The sequence below is a fragment of the Methanomicrobia archaeon genome, assembly GCA_011049045.1.
Lineage (GTDB): Archaea > Halobacteriota > Syntropharchaeia > Alkanophagales > Methanospirareceae > JACGMN01.
Map to the genome: position 1 here is coordinate 1 of DSCO01000037.1, position 20,235 is coordinate 20,235.

The window sequence follows — 20,235 nt, forward strand, 5'->3', positions numbered from 1 at the left end:
GTGGTGGCGGCTGCGGCGGCTTGGGGGGCGATGGCGGGAACAACACCGGCTCAGGCGGCAGTGCCTCGCATTTGGATGATTTGATGGGCTCTGGTGGTGGTGGCGGCGGCGATTGGAAGGAACCTAATGGGAAGATCGTGCTCTCGTCAGGTGGTAATGGTGGGTCAGGAGGCGGATATATACAGTTAGACGCTTCGAACATTGATATGCAGGGTACCCTCTCCGCTAATGGAACAAATGGAGAAGGGGGTAATAAAACAAATAAAAACTTTTTTGGTGGTGGCGGTGGCGGCGGTAGCGGCGGCCAGATCATCATCAAAGGGAATACCGTCAATGTCACGGGCATGCTCTATGCGGTGGGCGGTAATGGTGGTAATAATAGCAATAAAGGAACCGGTGGCGGTGGTGGCGGTGGTGGTGAGATCCATGTCTATTACGATAGCAGCATCGTTCCCGGTCACAGTAACGTCAAAACGAACCATATCAATGTGAGCTACGGCGTGGGTGGTGCCAGTGGTAAAAGCGGGGCGGATCCCGGGGAGAACGGCACCCCCGGATCGCCCGTGGTCGCTCAAGCCCGCTATTTCCCCAGTATCCTGTACTATAGCACCGGGTATCTCGTCTCTACGGGCTACGATACGAGCAGCACCCTCATCCGCTACGGGAATCTGACCTACCGGGCTGACCTTCCCCGGGATACTGATATCGTCGTGAAGGTCCGCACCTCGATGTATCCTGACCTGCGCGATGCCGTGCCCTGGGAGGACTGCCCGCCCGTTCTTAACGGACAGGACATCTCCGACCTCCCGGTGGTCTCCGACGGGCACCGGTATATTCAGTGGCGCGCTGAACTGCTCACCCTCGATCCGCGCATCACGCCCCTGCTCAACTGGGTCACTATCAGCTATGAATATGGCAATAGACCGGTGCTCGTTACGTCAGCCGGGCATCTGGACTTCAAGAGCCAGTACCTCTATTTCTCGAACTATCAACTCGTCCACACGCAGGGCGGCACGATCAGGGCGCAGGACGGTGGTGACTTTATGCTCTTCGCACCGCCACTCTTTGTGGGTACCAATGGCCCGGGTATATCGCTCCAGATCAATGCAATCGCCCTTACGGGCACGAAGAGATCGCTCAGTGGCCGTCTCCGCGCCACCGTGGCCGCCTCATACCAGGAGGAGACCCTGCTCACCAACTCCCTGAACTTCGAAAATATCACCCTGCAGATCACGACCAGCTATCCCCACGCCTGGGAGCACTGGTTCAACGCGACCTGTGGCGAAGCGGGAATACCCCCGGGCACTGAACCCGGGCAGTACACTATCACGACCGCAGGAAACGCGCTTCGGGTCGTCTTCTACGGGAACGAGACCAGGCCCGTGAACCTGTGGTTGAAACGCTCCCGTGCGGAAGTCGAGATAAAGAGCTGACCCGAAAGAAGGAGCCGCACTGAGCGAGAAGAGATAGCGAGATGAACCTGCGAGAACGATCGGTACCGGGAACCGAAGCTGCCCAGGCGTTCGCCGTGGGCGCTCTCCTCATCACCGGGATCGTGCTTACCGCGACCTTTATCTATATCTCCACCAACGCGCCGATCGAGACCAAAGCGAGCGAGTATCAGCACGCCGATGAGGTCGCCGCTGATTTCAGCACGCTCTGCACCAGCATAACCGCTCTGGGTGCTTCCGCATCAACCGGCGCCTCACTCTCCGTGCCTATCCGCATGGGCCCCGCGAAAGAGTCGCTTATCGCGCGCATCCATGGATCATCCGGGACGATCAGCTTCTCACCTACCTCTGAGCAGGTGACCCTAAGCGTCACTGAAAGTGGCACGGGCTCTTCTGCGGTGTGGACGGATGAGGAGTTCACCAATACAACCGGCTTCAAAGTCGTCCGCATGGCAGGCACCATCGTGCTCGACGGGCCGCCACATCTTCGTGGCTACATGGAATCGAACCTGACTGCTACAACGGGCCAGATCGGTTACGATACGGGAAGTGCGAGCACGGTCTACGAGAACCTCGAATGGAACACCAGTCTTCCGAGAGACACGCGCATTGTTCTCAGGGTGAGGACTGATATGTTCCCGACTATGACGCATGCTAAGAACTGGAGTGACTGCCCGGCGATCGAATCAGGAGACGGCCCTAATACACAGGACCTCAGTGAAATCGCATCGGTCTCACCCGGGCATCAGTATGTCCAGTATCGCGCAGAGCTCAGCACCTGGGACCCCGATCTAACGCCCACCTTATTCACTGTGAGCATCGCTTACTCCTCTCCCGCAGACGGCGTTGTCCTCGCGCGCTCTTCGGGCGCTATCAGCTTCACGAGCACCTATTTCTATCTGCCGGACCACCTGCTCATCTACGGAAATGGTGCGGTGATCAAGAGCCAGCGGGAAGGGAACTTCACGCTCGGGAATTTCAGCATCTCGGCCGCTAAAACAGAGGGCACTACCGAAATACGCGTCTCGCTCTATGACCTGACCGGGCCCCCGGTACCTCCTGACCGTGTGTCCCGTGGCCCATCAACAACCATCATAAAAATATACCGTGAGGACTACGAACTCATCGCCGATCCATTCCGTTATCCCAGTCTAACGCTAAACATCACGACGAACTATACGCAGGCCTGGCAGAGCGGGCTGAAGAACGCCCTCACCTCCTCTGGATTGGTGCCTGGATCTGACTATGAACTTACCAAAACCGACGGCTCGGTGCGGGTCGTGTTTCGCGGCCATGATCACATCAAGCTGCATCTCGATAAGACCACCGTTCAGGTACGCATAACACCGTAAGTACGCTGGTCGCGGTCGCCGTGACGACACGGCGTCGGGCACTGGCGGGCGCAACCCTTTTTTTAACAAAACCCGCGGGAAGAACCCGTCTCGTTTGCCGCATTCTCTGACCATGAAGATCATGAATGAACCCGTAAGAGAGCAGAAGCCACGGCAAGGTGAACGAAGGCCGCGAAAACGGCGGGGCGCCCAGGAAGAGGAATGCTACACGTCGAGCATCATGGGTGTGGCGCTCTCGCAGCGGGAGGGTCGCACGGCGAGCAATCGGGTTAAGGCAGATACCCGTGCAATCACGAATGTGAACGATAAAGTAACGAAGTGACCACCCACCGTATACAAAAAAAGAGAGAAGGAGCCCCCGACGGGGCTCCCCGGTAAACGGTTTCGAGTATCTGATCTCCCCTACGCCTTGATGATGAGCTTGAGCGCTGCCGTTGCACTGGCTGTTTCTCCGGAATCACCACCACCGGTAGTTGCCCGGGCAGTCATGGTGCTGGCGCAGCTAATGGGACCTGCCCATAGTTCTCCCCTTAGTGCGGGCCCGAACTTAACATACATGCGTATCGTCGTGCCAGCTTTTACTTCGGTAAGCTCGACTTTGGCGGTACCATTTTCGAGGTCGACCGTCACTGCTGCCGATTGGGCGTCCAGGATCTGGTAGGCTACTTCAGCAGGGTCGTCAGGTCCAATCTGAACGATGACGACCGAGCCACCGCCTTGACTGGGGATGAGAGTGCTTATATCCGCGTCCGCGCAATCCCAAAATACATCCTCGATGGTCAGTGTAGCCACATCCGCGAGAACCGTAACGGTGGACACCGCATAGTACTGTCCCGGGTTGTAGCTTCTTACCTTGTCATCCTTGCTGACGACCGCTTCAAGTAGGTAATTGTCTTCGTCATCCATAGGCAGTGCGTCACCACCGTAAGTCCCCGCAGGGCAGTCAACATCGTCCTCATCGAAGAGACCATCACCGTCGTTGTCCTGCTCAAAGCAGACATCAGCGTAGCGGTAGTCCTTCGTCACGGTTATCATCTGATCTACCGTATCGGCAGCAGAACATATGTTGTCGTATAATAGTCCTCCACCAGGTGCAATATTGTGGATGGAGAACCCTCTGATTTCCGGATTTTCGCTAGTGCATCTGAAGCCATACGTTTTTTGGTCGGTGGTGGGAATGTTACAGGTATCAAGTAAACTTCCGTCGGCTCTGAAAAACTGGATTGTAACGGAACCTTTACCAACGATGTCAAATTTGAAACGAGATTGTGGACTCGGGAACAGAACGGCGACTGATCCTTCACCAATATCACCAGCGTTCGGCCAACCGATATTCGGTCCAAGACCCGCCACAGCATTACTGTGCGTTAAACTGCTATTGTATACACAGAGGCTTTTATACTGGTCTCCTGTCTGCAATGCTAGTGGGTCAAAAGGAGTTCCTGAAAGCTCATCAAAGCCTTTGTGGGGTAACAACAGAGTTTGCCCAAGGAAGCGTTCAGCTAATTGTAGGTCGCCAGAACAAAGTATTTCGTCATAGTTCGTTCCAGGCCAACCTCCTCCGGTGACGTCTTCGAAGTCGGCACAATAGTCCCAATCCATCCCGCTAAAATCGTCGATCGGTTCGATCTCACCCGCATCAGCACCGACGATCACGGTCCCGAGCGCGAGACCCAGTGCCAGTAGTGCAACGAATAGTACGTTCTTCATAGCGTTTCACCTCCTCCAGCTGCTGTATCTAAGTATCCCGAGAGCACCGCTGACGTGCTACCAGGCCCGAGCAGTAGGGCGGGCATCCCGCTACCGCAGGTACTTACCTTAGATTCTTACTTATAGTACATTATATAAAGCTTGAGGGTGCGTTTCCACTGGAAACTCTGGTTCGCACGTCCGAGATCGCGGAGGGGATAGGATACGAGAGGAATAGAATAGGATAGAAATAAATGTGAAGAAACGTATGCTGGAGTCTTCGCAGCCTGGAATCCTGCAGGATCCGCGGTCCAGTCATTCCAATACAGTAAAAGTGAGCATAATCTAATCCACAAACCGGACGCCCGTGACGGCGTGGAGCAACTCGAGATCCACTTCGAGCCCCCAACCGGCGAATTCGAGTACTTCGAGATCAAGCGCAGCGACCTGGCGGAGGAGCTGGACGAACGGCTCGACGTGTTTAACGCTATATTGGCCGGGATTAGGCGGCGGCACGACCGGGTTAAGAGTGACCAGGATTCGGAACATGCGCCTTAGCGAGAACGCGATCAGGTACCCCACGGGATTTATTTATGTGAGGCGGAACGTTCTGTTACGAATGCTTCTCTATCCACCTTCGCGTGCAAAGACGGTGATAGCGACGCTTTTGCCCCTTTTGATGCAGATTGGGTGCGGTAAAGATAGTCATGGCTAACCTGTCCATCCTGCGTACGAGCTAACGCAACTGTTTTTAACATGTTACGACTTGGGGAAAGTAAAGGCGATGCGGGAACGAGCGGAGATCATTGCCCGCGGCGAGGTACAGCGGGTCGGCTACCGGGACGTGGTGGAGCGTGCCGCGCGAAAGCTGCAGCTCACGGGCTTCGTCGAGAAAGCTCTACCCTACGACGTGCGGATTGTGTGCGAGGGTGAACGATCATCCATTGACGCGCTGGTTGAGCAGATCAAGATCAAGAAGCACCCCATCGCGGTGGACGAGCTCGAGGTCCGGTTTGAGCCTGCTACGGGCGAATTCGCGTACTTCGCGATCAAGCGCGGCGATATGGCGGAGGAGCTGGGTGAGCGCATGGATGTTGCGAATGCCATGCTCGTCCGATCCGTGGCGTTGGGTGAAGAATCCGTCGCGATCGGCCGGAAGATGCTCGAGAAACAGGATCACATGCTCGAGAAACAGGATCACATGCTCGATAAACAAGACATCATGATCGAGAAACAGGATCATATGCTCGATAAACAGGATCATATGCTCGATAAACAAGACGAAACGACCGGTGAGATACGCTCGCTACGGGAAGATCTGAAGTCCTTTATGGATAGACACTTCACCACCATCTACCGTGAGATCAGCGAGATCAAGGCGAGATTGGGTATGTCATGATCGCGAGCTAGGGTACGCCGTAACTCGGATTACCGCTGCTGCATGCAGAGAAAGAGGGCGAATACGTTGGTTGTAGTTCGATAAAAAAATGTGACGAGCGCGGTAATAGGAGCACATTGAACCCTGGCTGTCGAACCCCGGGAGCTTCTTTACGCTTCTCTGCAACGGCAACCGGCTACTCCCGTACTACCCGTGACCTGACATGACCATACCAACACCAGCAGGCAAAGTACCGCTTGAGGCGACCGTAGTCCTGAACGCCGAGGAGTTAACCGGCGCACGCGTCTACCTCCATCTGAAAGGCTATGCACGCGCGACCGTGACGCATCTCGATCTCGAGCATCCCGGACTCGCCGGCCTGATACCACCAAAGGCACGCACCTTCTGCTGGATCATCGGCATCGCGGACGGCATACTGATCAGAACCGAGGGTAACGATACCGTAAAGGTCCTCAGCCCGCAACTCACGACCGTGCTGCCGCAGGGTCTGAAGACCAAGACCTGCGTGGGCGGCAAGGCCACCGGGCTCTTTATCGGGTTCCGCAGACGCGAGTTGCGTAAGCTCGAAGCGCTTCACTCGCTGGCTGACCCGCTCGGTTCGGACTGCAGGTAAGCATGATGGCCGTTTTGTCAATCATGCTCGATCGAGATGCTGCACTGAGTATCCGCTCTTCCTGAGGCACTTGAGAATCCGCTCTTCCTGAGGCACTTGAGTATCCGCTCTTCCTGAGGCACCTGAGTATCCGCTCTTCCTGAGGCTACTCCTGTGCCCTGATACGCTGCGCGATCGCGTCCCCAACCTCGGTCGTCTTCGAGCGGCCGCCAAGATCGTAGGTGCGCACCTTGCCGTCCCTCAAGACCGACTCGATCGCGGCTATCACGCGATCAGCAGCGCGCTTCTCACCGATATTCGCCAGCAGCAACGCACCGGCCCAGATCGTCGCGATCGGGTTCGAGACGTTCTTGCCCTTGTACTTCGGCGCGGAGCCGTGGATCGGCTCGAACATGGATACACCCTCAGGATTGATGTTACCGCCCGGCGCGAGTCCCAGGCCGCCCTGGATCATCGCGCCCAGATCAGTAATGATATCGCCAAACATGTTCGGCGCGACCACAACGTCATACCATTCGGGATTCTTCACGAACCACATGGTGATCGCATCCACGAAATTGAACTCGGTCTGAACATCCGGATAGTCCTTCGCGACCTCCGTGAAGACCTCGCGCCAGAACCCGTAGCAGTGCGTCAGCACGTTCGCCTTGTCCACGCTCGTGAGCTTCTTATCACGCTCCAGCGCGAGCTCAAAGGCGTACCGCATCACACGCTCGCAGCCCTTACGCGAGAGCACACCGATCTGGTAAGCGAGCTCATCCGCATCGGTCTCGATATCCAGCTCGAACGTGACCTGATAGAGCGACCGCAGGATCTCCAGCGTCTGCTGCTTCGTGCTGCCTGCGCCCGTGCCCTTGACGCGGCCGCCGATACCGATATAGAAATCCTCCGTGTTCTCACGCACCACGCTGATATCAATGTCCGCGGGCCCTTTGCCCGCCAGCGGCGTACGCACACCCTCGAGGAGCTTCACCGGCCGCAGATTGATGTACTGATCGAAGTAGAACCGTAGTGCGAGCAGTATCCCCTGCTCCAGGATACCGGGCGCCAGACGGGGATCGCCAATGCAGCCGAAATAGATCGCCGCACTCCCTGCCAGCTCCTTCAACGTTGACTCGCTCAGCAACTCACCCGTCGCCAGGTAATGATCCGCACCCTGCGGATACTCGATCCAATCAAGCTCAAAGCCCTCCGGCTCAGACACCGCCTCGAGCACCTTGATCCCTTCTGCTATGAGCTCAGGCCCGATGCCATCGCCACGCAGTACCGCTATCTTATAGTTTCTCATGTCCGCCGTTCACGCTCCTCTATTCTTACCTGCATTTTACAGCCGAAACAAGTGCGAGCGCAGAATCGCGATCTTCTGCTTCTGCTTCTGTTCGTTCGTTAACCTTAACAGTTATGCAGAGATAAAAATGGTTGAACTCCGTGGTGCGCATCCCGAATATACGCGCCACACCTCGAAAGCTTTAACTAGCTCGTGAATCTCACCCTTGTTAAGGATGAAACATGAATAGATCTGGAGGGCGGTTCATGAACCTGAAGACAATCGGAAGTGCGCTGGCGATCGTGCTCCTCGCGACTATCCTCTGCTCGGCCGTTGCCGTCCTTGCCGATCCGGGCGAGGAGATCCTGTTCCTGGGGACCATAACTGATGGTCCGCATGCACTTCCCGGCGCTAAGTGGTGCATGGTAACGGTCGATCAGGTGATCAGTGGCCCGTACCCGAACTGTACCGAAGTGAAGGTGAGACTGTACATTTCCCCACCATTCCCCTGGGGATATTTCGAGACCACTCTTTCCGCTGGTGACCGGGTCGAGGTGTTTGGGAAATATAGTGAGGAGTGCACCGTATCACTGAACGGCAATGCGGACTATTACATAACGAAATATCTCAGACCCCAGGTACCTGCTATCAACACACCGGGACTGCTTGTGCTCGTCGTCATGCTCGCTGCACTCATTATCCTGGGAATACAGCGGCGAGAGAAACGCTAAAGTCCTCGCTTCTTCTGCTTGGCTCGGTTTAGCTCTGAGCAGTGAGTGAGGTACAGGCCGAAAGGAAGGTATCTGCAGGCTAGTGTCTGAACAATTTAATTTTAGAATACTTTAATAATCAGTGAACACCATGAGATATACTCATGGGAGGTATTGAGCTTAAAGAGAGCGAGGAAAAGTTACTCAAGAACTTTATAAAAAAGGGACGAAAAAGTGCAAGAGGGCTAACCAGAGCACGTATTCTGCTGCTGGCTAACCAGCAGAAGGGGGACACTGAGATAGCAGAGATATTAGGTGTTGGCAGGAACACCATCTGGAGGATCAAGAAGAGATATCGTGAAGAAGGTCTTGAAAGTGCCCTTAAAGAGAAACCAAGGTCTGGACAGCCTAAAAAATACACAGAACGGCACGAAGCGGAAATTATAGCGCAGGCATGCACCAAATCGCCCGATGGACGCAAAAGATGGTCGCTTACCTTGCTCACCGAAGAAATGAGGAAGAAGGAAGGGTTTGAAACCATAAATCGGGAGAGTATTCGGCTCATTTTAAAAAAAGCCAAACAAAACCGTGGCTGAAAAAGATGTGGTGCATCCAGACGATTGATGCGCCCTTCAGAGCGTGCATGTACGATGTCCTTGACCTGTATGAAGAACCGTACGATCACAAAAAGCCTCTCGTCTGTCTTGATGAGAAACCGAAGCAGCTTCTCGGGCAGAAGAGAATGGCAATCCCCATGACTCCGGGAAGTCCTGAAAAATATGATTATGAATATGTGAGGAACGGTACAGCAAACATCTTCATGGCTGTCGAATTCAAGGCAGGGAAACGGGTAACGCAGGTCACTGAACGAAGAACTATGGAGGATTATGCATTGTTCGTGAAGATGCTTGTTGACGAAGAATACCGGGGTGTTGAAGTCATCAGATTGGTCACCGATAACCTCAACACCCACAGGGAAACGGCATTCTATGAGACGTTCAGCAAAGATGAGGCGGAACGAATTCTGAGCAAGATTGAAGTCCACCACACACCAAAGCATGCAAGTTGGCTCAATGCTGCGGAAATCGAGATCAATGTGATGGATATCGAATGCACGGACGAACGAATCGTGAGCAAGGAGATATTGGCCGGGAAGTAGCTGCATGGACTGCGCGAAGGAACGACCAGAAAAAGAAGATCAACTGGAAGTTTACCCGGGAGAGGGCTGATAAAAAGCTGTCTAAGTATTATGTTCCGTGATTAAATGGTCATGACACTAGCGCTGCAACAGCCGGTTCACCGCGTTCACATACGCCTCGATCGAGGCCATCACGATGTCGTCCCGTGCACCCCGTGCGGTCACGATCCGGTCGCCCTTCTTGACGCCCACAATGACCTCTGCGAGCGCGTCCGAGCCGCCGGTGATCGCTTCGATCCGGAAATCCTTCAGCTCGATGCAGCCACCCAGCTCGTCACCGATCACCTCCTGCAGGGCCTTCAACGCGGCATCCACAGGGCCAACGCCCATCTGCGCGCTGCAGCACTCCTTGCCGCGCACGATCGCCTTCAACGACGCGGTCGGTATCAGGTTATTCCCGGTCATTACCGAGAGCTCCTTGAGCTCCACCACGCGCTCGTGCTTCGCGACCTCGCCGGTAACCACTTCCGCGATCGTGAAGAGGTCGTCATCCGTGACCTTCTTGCCGCCCGCGCTCAGCGCCTTTACGCGCTCCAGAATATCGTCCACCTGCTCTCGCGGCAGGAACATCCCGATCTCCGACAGCTTCTTCTCCACCGAGTGCCGCCCGGTATGTTTACCGAGCACGATCCGCCGCCGGTGCCCCACCATCTCCGGTGTCATGATGCCCGGCTCGAAGGTCTCGCTCTTCTCGAGCACGCCGTGCGCGTGAATGCCCGATTCGTGCGAGAAGGCATTCTCACCCACGATCGGCTTCGTTATCGGGATCTGAACCCCGGAGAACCGCTCAACCATCTTCGCCGTCTCAAAGAGGTACACCGTCTTGATATTCGTTCTGAGCCCGTAGATCGCGCTCAGGCCCATGACGGTCTCCACGAGATCCGCATTGCCCGCACGCTCACCCAGGCCGTTCATCGAGACCTGCACCTGTGACGCACCGGCCTTCACGGCCGCCAGACTGTTCGCAACACCGAGCCCGAAGTCGTTATGGCAGTGGATGCTGAGGGGTACGTGGACCGCGCGATAGATCGCGTCCACCAGCTCATAGATCGCGAACGGCTCGCTCACACCGACCGTATCCGGGACGTTGAGTATGTCCGCACCGGCCGATTCCGCGGTCTTGAAGAGCTCAATGAGATACCCACGGTCTGTGCGCGTCGCGTCCATCGCGGAGAACATACAGGCGAAGCCGTGATCCTTCACATACCGCGTCATCGCGTACGTCTGCTCCGTCACCGCGGCCTCGCTCATGCGCGTGGTATGGTCACGCTGTATCCGCGACGATGGCACGAAGATGTGGATCAGATCAACACCGCAGTCGATGCACGCGTCAATATCCTGCGGCAGGACACGCGCGAGCCCGCAGACTCGTGCTGACAGGCCCTCCGCCACGATCGCCTGCACGATCGCCTTCTCATCCTTCGACGCTAGCGGATAGCCCGCCTCGATGATGTCCACGCCGAGCTTATCCAGCTGCCGCGCGATCGCTCGCTTCTGCTCGAGCGAGAACGAAATGCCCGGGGTCTGCTCACCATCTCGCAGGGTCGTATCAAAGATCTCTATCGTTCGGCTGGGTCCGTGTGCACTATCACGTTCTCCTGTGCTCATCTTGTTATCTACCTGTCCTCCAGTCCTGCTCTCTCTCTCTCTCTTTCTCTGCTCCCGTGCCTGCAAAAGATCTGGATATAACTAAAGAGCATATACCGCCTATATTAAGCTATAAAGGACCAAATAACCAAATACAAGTGGAGGGATGGTGAAGATGGAGAAGAAGAGTGGCATTGTAGGCTTTACCGGTGCGTTTCGCGAGCAGATCGGTGCGGTCGAAGCGGGTGCGAAGGTGGTCTTTACCGGCTCCGTTGCGGTCTGCACGCCCTTTATCGAATTGCTCGCCTATACCGTCCGTGACAAGGGCTTTGAGATGATCTATGTGCCTGTTGCGGACGCGAAGGAAGCGCGGAAGATCATCGAGGTGCCGAAGGTGGGGTTCAGCGTGCTCGACGAGCCTGCCGACCCTGACAACCCGGATGTGGTGGTGGTCCTCGGCGGACTGGCGATGCCGAAGTTCGGCTGCGCACCCGAGGCGGTGACGAAGCTGATCACGGAGCTCGCCGGCAAAGCGAAGCCGAAGATTATCGGGGTTAGCTTCATGAACATCTTCGAACGCGCCGGCTGGGATAAGCAGGTACCCTTCGATGTCATCATCGATACCACCATGGAGAGCGTGGTGAAGTGAAGTGACGTAGCGGTACGTGCTTTCGTACGCAGCTGCTTAGTTAGCTTACAGAGCGGCCGGTGCACACACAGCACTGCGGTGAGCTCCGCGGTTCGGCGTGATGGAGCGAGTGAGTGAGTGAGTGAGCGAAGACGGTAAGCTAAGAGGCTCGTGACACGCACCTGCGCGTTCTCAGATGGGTGGGCCGACCGGTATCGAAGGAAGGGTGGGGGGCACAGCTTAAGAACGGGCTTTGATCCGTGTGTCCCGTGCGAGCGTGCGCACAAGTGGCAGAAAGCCGCAAGGCAAACTAAAAGAAGCGGCTGGCTTATGTTAGTGCCTCTTCGTCCTGCTCAGAGTTACCACGGCGAATGCAGCGAGTAGACCAGAGAGTACCACCAACCCCGGTGGGGTCGTTGCCGGCACCGAACTGTACACGGTCACAGTGAGCGTATCATACCCAACACCCCCGTCATCGTCCCTTACCGTGAGGTTGACCGTGTAGATCTGGGGCTGAGAATAGACGTGTGTTGGCGTCAATGTCCCGGTGATTGAGTTTCCGTCGCCGAAGTCCCACTCGAAGGTCCAGTTGTCACAGCCGGGATCGATAAAGCTGCCGTTGAACGTCACGGGTTTGTATGCGTCGGTGATGAGGTCCGGACCGGCAGTGACGGTTGGCGCGATGTTACTGATATTCACCGAGATGTTCACGGTGCTGCTGAAGCCTTCCTCGTCGGTGACGCGCAGCGTTACGGGATAAATGCCGTTGTCGCACCACGTATGGTTTATCGTCCCTGTGGTGCTGTTCACTTCGAAGATACTATCGGTGTCGAAATCCCATTCGTAGCTGACGATTGGGCTGCAGGCAACCGAAACGGAAACAGTGAATTCGATCGTTTCGTTCTCATCGCCCGCATAAGGCCCGCCCACCAGGATCTGCGGGGGCTCATACGTGGGGATCTTGAACGCCATGGTGGGGTCGCCGAAGTAGTGGAAGAGCTCGTACTGCCGCTTCTTAACGTCCCAGGGCCAGCCGTCGTGCGTGTACATGTACTGGCGTCCGTAATTCAGGATCTCGCCTGCCCTGAGCAGCGGGGTCGCCGACCCGTGCACGGGATCGAAGTTCGGCCAGATAGCGTCCACGAAGCCTTTTGCAAGGTCGTCGTTCCAGCCGCTCGTGCTGATCCGCGTAGCACCGAATACGCCTGCGGCTCCGCCATCCTGCTGACGTAAAAATGCCTCGCAGAGACAGTCGAAATTTCTAGCTGTATAGTCGTCATCAGTCTCGCCGTCAAACCAGCCCGTCTCGCAGTTGATCGAGAAGATGATCGTGTAATACGCCTCATTGGTGAGGCTCGGAACATCGGACGCCTCAAACTCAGGATCACCCCAGCCCTCGACGGGGGAACTGGGCCGATTCAGCGAGCCACCGTGGTCACGGTGGAAGACAACGAACCGGCCGTCGTTTATCGCGGTGGTAATATCCGCAGTACCGGCGTTCCACGGGTAAGCGGGTCGCAGAAGGGCCGCGGGCAGCGGAAGGCCCAGATCATAGTCGCCGTTGTTGTAATTGGTGGGATCCACATGAGCTTCCGTTGTATACAGCCGATCAACCACAAAGCCCTCGCCGATGAGGTAGTCACGAATCTCTTCTGATGTCAGAATGAATCGCCGGTCCTCGAAGCCGTCTTCATCCCCCGCTATCCATGTCTCGCCGTCCTGGAAAAAGCCGCAGACTGCAGCCTTGTTCTCCCCGCAGAGCCACTGATTATCCTCGTACGCAAAGATCTTAGCGATCACCGTATTCGCTTCTGGCAGGTTTTCCACAGAGATGCGTCCGTAGAAGAGGTCGGGCGTCCAGTATTCCTGGTAATATGGTGCTGCCGCCTCGGGTCCATTCAATATGGCGTAGTAAAGATCCGTTCCGGTGCGGTGACCCGTGGGGTAGTAAACGCTCAGGTGTACGGTTTTATAGAACGGCGGGATATGGTTTGCCTCACCGAGCAGCAGCAAGAACGAGGGACGAGGACTCCAGGTATCGTACGCAGTTTGAATGTACGCCTTGATCTGCTCGGCGGTGGTGCCTGTTACGGTAGTATTCACGACGAGCGTGCTGATTCCTTGCGCGTTCCGCCGTGCAGACAGGTTATCCGCCGCGGGCTCCAGCTCGGGATCGGTAATGATGAGGAAGTCACAGCCGCCGTTGCCACCAGTGCCGAGCGGTGTACCTGTAGCTAGTACCGCACCGGCACCGGCATCAACTCCTGTTACCAGGTCTGGTGACGGCACATAGCCGACCAGCGTCGAATACATGCCTTCGAAATAGCCGGAATCCGAGGACGATGCTCCTGGTCTCGTCGCCATCCGCAATTCTCCCTGGTAATCGATTCGCACGGTAATCGAGGAATAAACAATGAGCTCACCCGTAACCGGATTATGCTGGAAGGCGGCAACGAGCACGGGGAGTATCTTCAGCTCACGCAGTGTCCCGATGGGTCCGTATTCGATCAACGGGTCGGGATAAAACTGGCTGGTGTTATAGAACGTCTCATCCATCGTGAATTCCGGCGTAGGGAAGGGCGGATAGGTACGCTCCAGCTGATCCTCGCCCGGTTCCTGTACCGGGTAGACGAAATAATCGCTCAAATTTAGTGACGTGCTATCCTGAACGTATGCGGTAACCCAATACCCAGCCGGAAGCTGCTCGAGAGCGACCATCATGCCGTACCTCGGGAGCGCGGTATTGCCGAGTTCGTTGGTCTTGCCGCACCCGGGTAGCTCCAGAACATCGAATAGATGGTCTCCTACCCGAACCTGACTTGACTGAAACGCCGGGAAATCGATTTTGAGCGTCATTCCAGTCGCATCCGACGAAATAACCGTTACAATAACGGTATCTGGCTGCTGTGCCGTGACCGCTGAAGTACTGGCCAATAAAAGTATCATGCTCAGTAGTGCTATGCTCTTGGCCCCTACCATAATCTTCTCGTTTTGTTCATCTTTAGTCATCATACATATATACACCTTCAAGCTACGGTTGGCCGATTACCAATAAAAGCATTGCTCTTGCCGTGCCGTGCGGCGGTCAAGTTGCTGGGCTGGTGAAGCGGCACTTAAAGCACCCCGAAGGCAATGACGGGTACGCCGGGGAATGCGACCGAAAAATCCGCATGGCCGAGAACGATACCGTCATTCAGCGCACGAATCGTCTCCTGTAACTTACCGAACGTATTATAAATTTTCGCGACGGCCTGGCCTCGGGTGACCAGATCGCCCGGTTTGGCCAGAAATCGGATGATACCACTGGTTGAGCTCAGCGGCAGCTGGGAGTAGTTCAGGATCTCACCTCGCACAAGCTCGGGCACGGGATAGTGGAACGGCTTTTCCAGCGGCGAAACCATCCCGAGATCAGCGAGGATATTGACGATCGAGTACACACCGAACTCTATGTTTCGCTCGTTCACCACATAGGACTCACCCAATTCGAGCGTCATTGCGGGAATATCATGCTGGAGGAGGCTATAAGAGAGTGATCGCTTCAACTCCTCGGTATCGCGTATAACCAGTAGCCCGGTTTTCTCACTGAAATACTGCGTTGTTGCATAGGCGGTCCCCGCGAGGGTGCGCGGGCACGGGTCGAGTAACGCATGAGGGATCGATCTTCGCCAATCGTTATGGAGATCCAGAACGAGCGCAGGATTCGTTTGGGCGATAGTGCTGAAGGTTTTGTCAGCAATTCGCTCTGCAAGTGAGCCGTTTTTATTGCCGGGGAAGGAGCGGTTGAGATCCTCCTTGCTCAGAATAATGTCGCGCGACGCGGTTTCAAAGCCCAGTGGATTCATCAGTGGAAACGCGTAGATGCTCCCGTTCAGCAATCGTTTCCGGACGGTTTTGAACAGTTCCTGGATGACGACGATACCGCCGACTTCATCACCGTGCACGCAAGCGGTGAGCCAGACGACGGGGCCGGAGCAGGGGCTTTCCGCAGCCATCAGCGGCAGCCGTCGGCGCGATAAATCCGACCCCGTCAGGATTTTGAGGAATGAATAGCTGATTCTTGGCTTTCCGAAAGAGTGGCCACGGCGATTCGTTCCCCTACCCGTTTCACGCGCGATCACGTTCGCTTTTCCTTTAGTGTACTACTATGCTATGAGTATAAGGGACTGGCTTAAGAAGCTATTTTTTCGCAGGGCAGAAACCGATATGTTCGTTGTTAAGGCGGTCTTCGCTCTTTGCTCACATACCCCTGTCAACTTCTTTGTCCCGCACCTACCTGGTCCAAAATCTGTAGTGCTAACGCCTTACACACCGCTTCGATCTCAGGCTCCGCATACCCGCCCTTGTTCAGATACGCGGTCAGCTCAGTCACGATCTTCACCGTGTTTTTGCGTGCCCGTTCTTCGGTCAAGGGCTTCTCGCCCTGCAGCTTGATCCCGCCTTCCTTCCACCCTTCTGCGAAGTACCAGTCCTTATACCACCGGCAGCCGCAGCGCCACAGCAAGTACCCGATCGGCGTCGCAGGGGCCGGCACGCCCGAAATGAGCGCGCGTGCTGTTATTTTATGCTCCAAATAAGCGACCGATAGGTGCCCGCCGGGTGGAATGAGCTCAGCGAGCAGCTGAAAGAGCGCTTCACCATCTGGATCGCGCTCGTCGCCTGAGCGGGGCATATATTCGAGCTCAAGCCAGGGCTTGATGTGTCTGCTGCCCTCGTAAAAGAGCCCGCTTACGATCGTATGCTCCTGGATCTGCAAGCGGAAAGAGTATACGCTCGCGAATGCGCCTGGCTGCACCGCTCCCACCTGCAGCGTGTGCGCACCCACCCGTCTGCCCTGTAACGCGTAGAGCGGATTTGCGGTTTCTCCTGCTCCTCCTCCTTCAGTCATCTCAGTTCCTCCAACCTAAAACCTGACGACTCGCACTGTTCTTATGCCGCCACCGGGTTCTGCAGCCTGCTCGTTTCGCCTGCACGGGTCAGAGTGGCCGCCCCACGACCGTCAGGTACACCACGCTCTCGGCCACACCGTCAACGTCCACCAGCGCGTTCACGTCCTCATCATAGAGCGCACCGATCTGGCAACTCCCGAGCCCCAGCCCCACGGCCGCCAGAGCCACGTTCTGCGCTATATGCCCTGCATCTAAATACACGTACCGGTACGCACGCTGCTGGTACTTCCACGTCGACCGCGCAAAAACAGCCGTCCAGATGAAGACCACCGGTGCATGGTACGCCATCTCCTGATCGAGCGCAGCCCGTGCAACAGCCAGGCGGAAATCACCCGTACGGAGTTGCTCCAGCTCGTGGCTAGCCACCGCATAATGATATACCCCCGGCTTAACGTCCGCAACGGCGTTCACGACTATATACGTCTCCACGGGGTACAGCGCGCCCGCGGACGGCGCGGTTCTGAACGCATAGCCCTGTTGCACCGTCGTGACACCCTGCGCCGCCCACAGGAGTTGCGAAAGCTCCGCTTTCGTCATCGGCTCCCCGGTGCTGAAATGCCGCACACTTCGTCTCTTTTCTAAAACCGACCACAGCGGTGCACCGCCCGCGTGATCAGGTTCATCGAGCTCCACCCGTGGCGCCGAGGGGTACTCCTTATACGTCTCTGGTTTCCGTCTCCAATCAAGCTGCCAGGCGGGCAGATGACCGCGTTGATACTTCAGCTCCTGCTGGAACCGATCGCCAATACCGCCACTCCTTTCTCCACTCACCATAACTCCTTCACCTCGCCTTTTCGCCCTCATGCCACCTCTGTTTCCGGAAAAGAGCGTACATTTATTAGCCGCCTGCACCGTATATACCTACGCCATGGTGACCACACTCGGGATCTATCAGGCGCTCCTGCTTACCACGCTCGCCGCGCTCGCCACGGGCATTGGCAGCCTCATTGCCTACCTCATTCCCAAGCCGGATAACCGCTATCTTTCGATCAGTCTCGGCTTTGCCACCGGCGTCATGATCTTTGTGGCATTCGTGGACCTCTTCTGCAGCGCCAAGGTGGACATCGGGCTCTTTCGTGCCAATGTCTTTTTCCTTATAGGAATGCTCGTGATTCACGGCCTTGACCGCTTCATCCCGCACGTACACCTTGATGGGCAGGTCGATGCGCACTGCGATCGCCTCTACCGGGGTGGGCTCATGACCACGCTCGGTATCGGGCTGCATAACTTCCCGGAAGGCCTGACCGTCGCGCTCGTCGCTCTGGCCGATCTCAGACTGGGCATACCGATCGCCATCGCCATCGCGCTTCATAACATTCCCGAAGGCGTTGCCTGTGCCGTACCGCTCTACTGCGCGACCGGCAATCGTAAAAAGGCCTGCCTCTACTCGTTCCTCGCCGGGCTGACCGCACCGCTCGGCGCGATTCTCGCCATACTCATTCTCCTGCCCGTTCTGAATACCTTCGTTCTCGCCGCCGCGATCGCGCTCGTCGCGGGTATCATGGTCTTCATCTGCTTCGATGAGCTCATCCCTATCGCCAACCGCTACGGTAGCGAGCACCTCACTAATATCGGCATCATGCTCGGTATCTTCATGATGATGATCGCGCTCACGCTCTTCGAATGAGCGATGCCACGATCTCTTCTACCGTCGCCGCGTCCGTCGTCTCTGTCTCCACAGACGCATCGTCCAGTACGTAGAACGCGCTCTTCTCCGCCATGCTCTCCTTACTGAGCAGCTTGTCGATCCGCTGGCTCACGAGCAGCTCCGCAGCTTTCATGCCTTTCCGCTTCTCCAGCGTGCGGTACGGGTTCTTGATGATTTCCAGCTTCGTCAGCTCGTTCTTCGCCGTCCGAATATCAAAGAGGCAGAAGTACGCCGCCTCTCCGAAGTGTGCCGAGACCTTCGAGCGCAGCCCGTTATTATCGGTACAGGGCACGGCATAGCGGATATATTCCTTGAGCTCGGGCTCCATGTGGATGAGCACGCGGTCCACATGCTGCACCGCGGTCCTGATCTGCGTCTCGAGCTGCTCACTCAGGTGATGTGCCCGCTCAAGATCCTTAAGGTTCGTCTCCACCTTCAGCTCGATGAAAATAAACTTGCCGGAGCTCCGCGCTTTCAGTGAGGTGATCTTCCGGACACAGCAATTGTTCGTCACGATCTCACGGATCTGGTTCAGCGCATCGTAATCGATCGACGCGTCCAGCAAGACCTTGACCGAGTCCTTGAAGATCTCGTAGCCCGCCCGGAAGATGAGCACTGAGACGACGATGCCCGCAATCGAATCAAGAGACGAGAACCCAAAATAATAGCCCACCAATCCCCATACTACCGCTACGGACGATAAGGCATCTGATCGCGTGTGTTGCCCGTCCGCGATCAAGCTGGGCGAATTGATCGCGCGGCCGACCGTGAGCTTATACCTGCTTAAGATCAGCGCGGTCGCAACCGATAGCAGTGCCACCAGGAGTGCCGGTCCCAGGTTGGTTACGATTGCGGTTCCAAACTGCTCAACCGACGTGAGGATGATCTCATAGCCCGCATAGAAGATCGCGAGCGCAAGGAACAGGCTGGCTATATTTTCGATCTTATAAAAGCCGTAAGGGAACTCTTCGGTAGGCTTGCGACTTGAGATCACCAGGCCGATAAAAACGCCGAATGAACTGATAATATCGGTAAACGAGTGAATTGCATCGGCTAACAGGGCAACACTTCCCGAGATGATGCCAATACCGTATTTGACAACTGCCAGACAGGCCGATACAACAATAGAAAGTAAAGCAGCTTTCTTATCGCGCTCCTGTGGGATCATTGTGTACGATCTCTAGGGCATTACTGCTTAAATACGTGCTTACAGGATTCGAGTAACTGTCAGGTGGTTCGTCTTCACCATTAAAAAAGAAAGGGCACTTCTCCCGATTTAGGATAGGATTGAGCGGTGAAGAAACGCACGATTGAAGTTCTCTCGTCGTGAAATCCCTGATCAGAGCCAGTTTCATCCCACCGCAGGATCGCGGATTTTACGAGAATCTGGCAACTTTGGGTTGAGTGAGACCTCAGCAACGATCTCTACGATATTCTCGAGTGGTATACGTACACTTTGGTCACGTTGTCTCCTGATAGATCCATGGAGACAGCTACGGCAAAACGTGTGAAAACCAACCCCTTCAGGGACAGCGAAAAGACGCTTTCCTGTTGCCCATTTTCGCCAAATAGCATGCCTAGCGGGGTTTTTATTTCCTCTGTTCGTTCCTAAACTTGGAGAAGAACCAAAGTGCGCCGAGAAAGACCATGCTATCCAGTTTGGTGAAAGTCCAACCTGAGGAACGGCTAGCCACCACCTCAGAACTGAACCCTGCATCCAGTCCGGTAACGGGCTGTGATGAAGCCA

General features: G+C 55.8%; 16 protein-coding genes and 1 pseudogene. 9 read left to right on the top strand and 8 right to left on the bottom strand.

The window, feature by feature from the left end; all coding sequences use genetic code 11:
* The first annotated feature begins 1,474 nt into the window (after window positions 1-1,474).
* A complete protein-coding gene (locus tag ENN68_04325; GenBank protein HDS45309.1) occupies window positions 1,475-2,803 on the top strand; it encodes a hypothetical protein in 1,329 nt (442 codons plus the stop codon).
* Between the two features lie 121 nt (window positions 2,804-2,924).
* The gene (locus ENN68_04330) at window positions 2,925-3,125 is read left to right on the top strand and encodes a hypothetical protein (GenBank protein ID HDS45310.1); all 201 of its coding nucleotides are present in this window, start codon (window positions 2,925-2,927) and stop codon (window positions 3,123-3,125) included.
* An 80-nt stretch (window positions 3,126-3,205) separates the two neighbouring features.
* Here ENN68_04330 and ENN68_04335 read toward each other — a convergent pair whose 3' ends face one another.
* Entirely contained in the window at window positions 3,206-4,513 is a 1,308-nt protein-coding gene (locus ENN68_04335; protein ID HDS45311.1) for a hypothetical protein, read from the bottom strand.
* 354 nt (window positions 4,514-4,867) lie between these two features.
* On the opposite strand from ENN68_04335, the gene ENN68_04340 reads away from it, so the two are divergent.
* The 3 genes from ENN68_04340 to ENN68_04350 all read left to right on the top strand — a co-directional run bounded on the left by ENN68_04340 (window position 4,868) and on the right by ENN68_04350 (window position 6,504).
* Window positions 4,868-5,050 (top strand): hypothetical protein, encoded by a 183-nt coding sequence (locus tag ENN68_04340; GenBank protein ID HDS45312.1) that lies wholly within the window; start codon window positions 4,868-4,870, stop codon window positions 5,048-5,050.
* Window positions 5,051-5,276: 226 nt separating this feature from the next.
* Window positions 5,277-5,891, top strand: coding sequence for an acylphosphatase (locus tag ENN68_04345; protein HDS45313.1), 615 nt, complete (start codon window positions 5,277-5,279; stop codon window positions 5,889-5,891).
* Window positions 5,892-6,093: 202 nt separating this feature from the next.
* The gene (locus ENN68_04350; protein HDS45314.1) at window positions 6,094-6,504 is read left to right on the top strand and encodes a hypothetical protein; all 411 of its coding nucleotides are present in this window, start codon (window positions 6,094-6,096) and stop codon (window positions 6,502-6,504) included.
* A 145-nt stretch (window positions 6,505-6,649) separates the two neighbouring features.
* Here the strand turns inward: ENN68_04350 and ENN68_04355 are convergent, their stop codons facing one another.
* Complete coding sequence (locus ENN68_04355) at window positions 6,650-7,792, bottom strand: isocitrate/isopropylmalate dehydrogenase family protein (GenBank protein HDS45315.1); 1,143 nt, start codon at window positions 7,790-7,792, stop codon at window positions 6,650-6,652.
* Window positions 7,793-8,037: 245 nt separating this feature from the next.
* On the opposite strand from ENN68_04355, the gene ENN68_04360 reads away from it, so the two are divergent.
* Complete coding sequence (locus ENN68_04360; protein ID HDS45316.1) at window positions 8,038-8,502, top strand: hypothetical protein; 465 nt, start codon at window positions 8,038-8,040, stop codon at window positions 8,500-8,502.
* Between the two features lie 143 nt (window positions 8,503-8,645).
* Window positions 8,646-9,741, top strand: a pseudogene (locus ENN68_04365) (IS630 family transposase).
* A 16-nt stretch (window positions 9,742-9,757) separates the two neighbouring features.
* Here the strand turns inward: ENN68_04365 and ENN68_04370 are convergent.
* Entirely contained in the window at window positions 9,758-11,287 is a 1,530-nt protein-coding gene (locus ENN68_04370; GenBank protein ID HDS45317.1) for a 2-isopropylmalate synthase, read from the bottom strand.
* A gap of 154 nt (window positions 11,288-11,441) precedes the next feature.
* Here ENN68_04370 and ENN68_04375 point away from each other — a divergent pair, with 154 nt between their 5' ends.
* Window positions 11,442-11,915 carry a DUF2124 domain-containing protein gene (locus tag ENN68_04375; protein HDS45318.1) on the top strand — a complete coding sequence of 158 codons (474 nt, stop codon included), beginning with the start codon at window positions 11,442-11,444 and terminating at the stop codon, window positions 11,913-11,915.
* A gap of 312 nt (window positions 11,916-12,227) precedes the next feature.
* Here ENN68_04375 and ENN68_04380 read toward each other — a convergent pair whose 3' ends face one another.
* The 4 genes from ENN68_04380 to ENN68_04395 form a co-directional block, all read right to left on the bottom strand.
* The gene (locus ENN68_04380) at window positions 12,228-14,906 is read right to left on the bottom strand and encodes a PKD domain-containing protein (GenBank protein HDS45319.1); all 2,679 of its coding nucleotides are present in this window, start codon (window positions 14,904-14,906) and stop codon (window positions 12,228-12,230) included.
* A gap of 101 nt (window positions 14,907-15,007) precedes the next feature.
* The gene (locus ENN68_04385; GenBank protein ID HDS45320.1) at window positions 15,008-15,886 is read right to left on the bottom strand and encodes a hypothetical protein; all 879 of its coding nucleotides are present in this window, start codon (window positions 15,884-15,886) and stop codon (window positions 15,008-15,010) included.
* Between the two features lie 257 nt (window positions 15,887-16,143).
* Window positions 16,144-16,779: a DUF1122 domain-containing protein gene (locus tag ENN68_04390; GenBank protein HDS45321.1), complete on the bottom strand. Its 636-nt coding sequence runs from the start codon at window positions 16,777-16,779 to the stop codon at window positions 16,144-16,146.
* An 88-nt stretch (window positions 16,780-16,867) separates the two neighbouring features.
* The gene (locus tag ENN68_04395) at window positions 16,868-17,614 is read right to left on the bottom strand and encodes a SagB/ThcOx family dehydrogenase (protein HDS45322.1); all 747 of its coding nucleotides are present in this window, start codon (window positions 17,612-17,614) and stop codon (window positions 16,868-16,870) included.
* 94 nt (window positions 17,615-17,708) lie between these two features.
* On the opposite strand from ENN68_04395, the gene zupT reads away from it, so the two are divergent.
* Window positions 17,709-18,467: a zinc transporter ZupT gene (gene zupT, locus ENN68_04400; protein ID HDS45323.1), complete on the top strand. Its 759-nt coding sequence runs from the start codon at window positions 17,709-17,711 to the stop codon at window positions 18,465-18,467.
* On the opposite strand, the gene ENN68_04405 is transcribed toward zupT, so the two are convergent.
* Window positions 18,451-19,656: a cation diffusion facilitator family transporter gene (locus tag ENN68_04405; protein ID HDS45324.1), complete on the bottom strand. Its 1,206-nt coding sequence runs from the start codon at window positions 19,654-19,656 to the stop codon at window positions 18,451-18,453. The two genes, zupT and ENN68_04405, sit on opposite strands and share 17 nt — an antisense overlap.
* Between the last annotated feature and the right edge of the window lie 579 nt (window positions 19,657-20,235).